The organism is Paenibacillus baimaensis (assembly GCF_025567575.1).
Genome location: NZ_JAOQIO010000049.1, coordinates 1 through 5,715 on the forward strand (window position 1 = coordinate 1; position 5,715 = coordinate 5,715).

Here is a 5,715-nt window from a genome sequence, read left to right on the forward strand (position 1 = left end):
ATAATTCTAGTCCAATTCTTCTCCAGGTACTCATGTGTAATGCTCCTATTTTAGGGTGTCTTTATGTTCTTAATGTATTAAAATAGATTTGCTAGTCTTTCATCTAACGTCTTATATACGAACTTCGCCAACTTTCCATACATGAAGTATTCGCGAAGACATTAAACAATTCTCCCGTTAGTTTAACAAAACTGACTTTCAACCCAGCAACTTTATCGTGGTGTGAATTATTGGATAAGCGTTATCCATTAGATGTCACTTTAGCAAAAACCCAGAAGACTACAAATTAATTGTCGATATTAATTCACCTGATTTAAAGAATTTCAAATTTTTCTTTATTAGCTTTTCTTTACATTCATCTTTATTTATCTTACTATTTTGGCTAAAGTTTATTTTATATAGATCTCTAATTACGTAGGAACCTTCAGAATAGATAACATTATACTCGCAACAATTAGTATAAAATTCATGTGCGTAAAGTCTTATAGTTCCCCCATACTCAGCTGTACATCTTATACAAACTGTTATTAGATCCAATTGGTCTGTAGGATCCATGTCGGAATCAAAGAGAATAAATTGATTAAATGAACTTTCTGAATAGTAAACGGAAATCGTTGAATTTCTGGGTCTATTCTTACGTAAATCTTCAACTATTTCAGAAACGTTGATTTCAATATTCAAGAATTCCCTTAGTTTCTTGAAAGTGGGTTCTTCTATATATTCATCTTTATAATCATCTGGATAAAAAATAATGGAATGAAATGGTACAATCATCTTTATTTCTAGATCCCAGGCAGTTTCCAACATTCCCCTATTCCTCCATGTAAACGTACTTTTACTGCAAGACCTAGCCATAAAGTAACCAAGGATCCCCAGTTTAATTCTAACTATATCTACTACTCCTTCTCTTCTGAGGGAAGAGCATCCACATCCTCGCGGTACCGTGTTTAGGAATTGGTAGTGTTCTTTCTAAAATAACATTTCCTAATTCATCTTCAAATTTCAGGATGAATAGCAAATATACCTGTTTCACGAATATTTTCATCGTCAAATGATAAGTCATACCGTAACCCCTGATAAACGGATTTTTCTCCCACCTTCTTCTTCAGTATAAAGCCTGTATTTAATTCTACAATCTGGAGGATGGTTTCTTACCATCTCATACGGTTTTCAGCTCCATCACATAATTACTTTACCCCTTAGTTTAGATAGAAAGATATATGTTAAATACTACCACAAAAACAATATGACAAGTTATTGCTTATAGAGAACAATAACCAAACTCCCGTTACTTCGATGAAAAATAAAAATAGGAGCCGCTTCATGCAACTCCTGCACTATCGTATCCGTTCGTAATCAGAGCGGGTGTAAGAGAGCTATCAACTGTACACATGAAATTCAGCCAAACCGTACTTCTAGCGGGGGATATCGCTTCGTTTTTATTACTCAATTAACCCAGGCCATTCTGCTAACGACTTAACGTGCCAAATCCCACCCGGATGACCCATTTGACGATATAACTGTTCCGTCCAACGGTACGTTTCCGGTCTTTGCCCAATAAACACCAGCGGCTTTGGCCAAAGTAATCCTGCAACTTGTGGCAAATCAGTATAACGTAAGCTATGTATTATTTCTATTGCCGAATCGGTTCCATCCGGTTCACTGGGTGCATTTTGTGTGACCGGTGGATTCTGTATAATGACACCAGCAATTTGATCATCAAGCAGCGTAGCATAGAGGGCGACAGCAACCATGTCTCCGTTGGCAGCCAATACCACTCGTTTAGATGATTGGTTTATTCTACAAGCCCTTATTTTTTCTGTCCAACTAAGTGTAGACGATCCACTCAAATCCTCCTTAAAATAATACAAAAAGTCATATCTCATCCGTTTTTCATGCAATTTCTTTGAAATCCCACAACTTTTTATGATGTTATTAGAAATATAGAAGACTTCACCACAAGTGACCTAGATTTAATCTTAAGGCGTTAACTTCACCAGTAAAGGTCTGCATCAGTCCATCTCATTTCCTCATAAAATTAACCTTTTATCTATTCATCACCTAATATACTTGTAAACAAATCCTGAATTATATGCACTCCCCAAAAATACAAAAGTACTAATAGATCGATGAATTTGTTGATGCCATTGGTACATGGCTTCATTATTTGTTCCGTGAATAGTAAAATCATACCATATATAAGTCGAATTTGGCAGAGAATTGTAGAAAGAATGGCGAGTTTCAAAACAACTTGCCATCCCCTCCCATCAGAGTTAACATACACACACTCAAACAATGGGAAGGGGATGGGCACTATGGAAGATTGGTCAGAATGGCTAGTGGAAGGTATACACAAGAGGTTTGACAATTATCTCTTACAGTCGAACATATCGAGTTACAGCCGTAGTTGAAAAGGTTTAGTTATTGTTATAATATCCTGCCCAGCTAGCATAACGCGGCTGCCGAATTATTACGATAGCCGCGAATCTGATGTTTATTCAACTATTGTTCTCCGTTCGTTTCTTGTGCCAATCCCAAAGTGCTATAGCCTTATCAAACACCCAATTCAAGTCCACATAGCCTCGTTCCATGTGAAGTCGAATTGCATCTTCCCATGCGAAATATTGAGCACTTTCAACTTCATTAGCCTGATGGATAGGCTCAGCCTGTTCGTCGATGGCTTCAAGAAGGAATAAGCGGACCTGCTTGCGAACGGTTAACTCTTTTCGCTTGATAGGATATTCAACGTCGCCAAGTGGTGAAAGGATTCTTGATTTTATCCCTGTTTCTTCCAAAATTTCTCGGACTGCAGCGTCCTCCCATGTCTCTCCGGATTCCAGATGGCCTTTTGGGAAACTCACATGTCCATATCTATCGTGAATGAGTAGGACTTGGAATCCTGGCCACGCCTTGCGAAGAACTAATCCCCCCGCAGCACGTTCAATGAGATTCTCTGTCATTGTAACCCTCCTTTGCCAATAAAGCCGAAAGTATGTATCGTTTCCTGTGATTATAAAAAATTTAGTTCTTCTACTTTATATCCTTATTATACCAAATGCACAGATAGAATCGCATAAGGTTAATGAAAGATAAATAGGTTAAGCAAGTCTTCCCATTTGCACAATGCGGCTGCCGATCTATGCCAGCAGCCGCATCTTAGTTGTTTATTGAGCTATAGTATCCCGTTACTTTAATCCCGAGGGGCAAATGCCCAGAAGCGTCAACATGGTGTTATACGAACCCTTACATTCAAGATTCAGGATCAATCTCCTCGAAACTCCTCTATCGGACCGAGGGTCGAATAGCACGATGCGTAAATACGGTGTTAAGCGATGGTTCCGACATCTTGAATCTGCATTAAAAATTAGTTCTTGAATGTCTCTTAACTAGATACATCTCTACAAAGGGTAGTAATACTGTAATTCCGGAAATGGTTAACGCTAATATGAATCCAATCAATAATTTTGTATGTCCTAAATATCCTCCATCAGCCATCATATAAACGGTTGTTGCAAGAAAAACGAAAAGTATAAGTAACTGTCTGACTAATCTCACCTTACTCCATCTAATATCACTTATTCCAAACGTTGAAAAAAGTGATATTGCCAGAGGAAAAGGTTCAGTTAATAAAAAATGAAGATATTTCAATCCCTCATCGTGTGTTGACCACGGTAAATTATAATCATCAGAATAAAGATATAAAACAATAAAAAGAGCTATTCCCAGAGCTATGTAATATAAGAATGAGAAAATAATGTTTTTCATTGCTTTTACTCCTTTTCTCGGCCCTTTCGTCTAATTTGATATTCACGAAGTTCGTAAATACTTAAAAAGTATTCGAGAAACGATTGTAAACACAAGGAATATTCTGCCTATTATTTTTTGAAAAGTTCCCTCCAGTGCCTTCGCTCTTTCACAATTTTACTGGAGTGTCCCCCCACTAGATAGTACTATTTTTCTTTAGTACCTAACGGATAATCTCTTGAAGTAAACTCCCGTTGAGAAAACGGCAGCCATGTCCGCTGCCGTTTCTTAGTGTTCCTTGAGCTATCGTATCCGTTCAATAACTAAATCTTTATTGGTTACCGCCCGTTAACTTCACTCTATGGAGCAGATGAACAATTACATTTTCATTTGAATGTTCAAGGGAATAAACCGACATCGTATCAAGTTCAAATTCTTGTGGTAATTTCAATGACAATAATTCTGTGATTTCCCCTTCTGTCATTGAAGAACGACTACATAATGTACAATGTGGTTTATAGGGAAATTGATTTGTTGAAAATCGAATATTTGACTCGTTTATTTGGTTATGGAAATTATGAAGTGGTACTTCGTCTTGTAGTGAGAAAAAGAAAATATCAGTTTTTGGGAATCGCATCACATCACCAAAAGTGGCTTTTATTGGTTTAGTCATCGAAGCGATTTCATTTAATGTTAGAAATACCTGAGTAGGGTCTTGGTCATATTGAATTACCCCATTACCACTTGAACCAGCAATCGTTATTTCGGCAGGGAGAGACATCCGAAATTCATCTTTAAATTGCGACCTTAAATTCATAATTTTCTCAGAAATTCCGACTGGTAAATCCAATACTACATATGTATCATGTTTAAAATTTTCCATTGGATTAACCCTCCTTTTCTCTGCAATTTTTCCAATAGTATCACAATTCAGCTAATTATCAACAGTTATTTATTCTACTATGCTGCCCGTCCCTCGGTTTTAAGGGTTTATCTCACATATACTCACTCATTCGCAGGATTTTGACACCTTGGTTTTGCAGATATTGTTCAGGAGAGCGCTCATCAAGGATCGAACGTAATTGCTTGGCCATTGGAATACTGTTAAGCAATTTTCCAATATCCTTTTCAATTGTATCTAGTACGCCTACAATCCGTTCAAACTCTTCTAATAACCGCTTGAAGTCCTGTTTCGCTTCAAGAAGAGCGGTAGTGTCACCTATACTTTGTTTAGCTGTAGCAATTAGCTGAGCAGCTTTTTTCATGCCGGTAGAGCCAGCGGCACGCTTCATATGTTTCCTCCAGGCTGTAGTCACCTCGGATGCGGAAAGCAAATCTATTTCTTGCGGAGAAGGAAATTCCTTAAGAGTGGCCAATGATCGCTTGCATGTCCAGTCTTTAAAGACGGAGAAATACTCTGGGAAACGTATGTCTAACCAGCGAATAATCCGGTTCTGCAACCTCACACTATTCGTTATCCAAAATTCCCGATCACTCATAATCGTTTGCAACCTTTGAAAGACATCAGCGTGCCGAGCGAAATCATAGTAGAAACCTCGACTAACCACATCAGCAATGACGAGTGCATCCTTCGGATCACTCTTGGAGGGGGAATTATCGCGGTTTTCCTTGTTTCGCTTGGTGGTAGCTGGATTCACCATGACAACATCTATTCCGATTATGACGTTCTTTAAATGATGCTTCTGCCCAATCTCATGGATCCATCGCTCTAATTTCATATAACCTTCAATTGTATTTGAGAAAGAAAGTTAGTAAGTATGATTCCTCGAAAATTTGTTGCTTGTGCGACATGTGTTTCTTTCGCTATATCGATTCCCACAATGAGGTGAGTCGTGGAAATTCGTTCGATCCGTTGATTTTGACCGTCAGATTGCTTAAACTTCATAAGAAGAGCCCTCCTTGATGGTGTTGGGTTAAACCCTTTGACAAACCCATCATACCGAGGCGCTC

At 38.1% G+C, this 5,715-nt stretch carries 6 protein-coding genes; all 6 read right to left on the minus strand.

Annotation, left to right across the window (positions count from 1 at the left end; all coding sequences use genetic code 11):
• Nucleotides 1-279: 279 nt before the first annotated feature.
• On the minus strand, nucleotides 280-807 hold the full coding sequence (locus OB236_RS14720; protein WP_262684684.1) for a hypothetical protein: 528 nt from the start codon (nucleotides 805-807) through the stop codon (nucleotides 280-282).
• A gap of 635 nt (nucleotides 808-1,442) precedes the next feature.
• Nucleotides 1,443-1,901, minus strand: coding sequence for a hypothetical protein (locus OB236_RS14725; protein ID WP_262684685.1), 459 nt, complete (start codon nucleotides 1,899-1,901; stop codon nucleotides 1,443-1,445).
• A 597-nt stretch (nucleotides 1,902-2,498) separates the two neighbouring features.
• A complete protein-coding gene (locus OB236_RS14730; protein WP_240421958.1) occupies nucleotides 2,499-2,960 on the minus strand; it encodes an NUDIX hydrolase in 462 nt (153 codons plus the stop codon).
• 397 nt (nucleotides 2,961-3,357) lie between these two features.
• Nucleotides 3,358-3,765, minus strand: a complete 408-nt coding sequence (locus OB236_RS14735) for a hypothetical protein (protein ID WP_262684686.1) — start codon at nucleotides 3,763-3,765, stop codon at nucleotides 3,358-3,360.
• Nucleotides 3,766-4,075: 310 nt separating this feature from the next.
• Nucleotides 4,076-4,627 (minus strand): 2'-5' RNA ligase family protein, encoded by a 552-nt coding sequence (locus OB236_RS14740; RefSeq protein ID WP_262684687.1) that lies wholly within the window; start codon nucleotides 4,625-4,627, stop codon nucleotides 4,076-4,078.
• A gap of 112 nt (nucleotides 4,628-4,739) precedes the next feature.
• On the minus strand, nucleotides 4,740-5,483 hold the full coding sequence (locus OB236_RS14745) for an IS110 family transposase (RefSeq protein ID WP_262684688.1): 744 nt from the start codon (nucleotides 5,481-5,483) through the stop codon (nucleotides 4,740-4,742).
• Nucleotides 5,484-5,715: the final 232 nt, after the last annotated feature.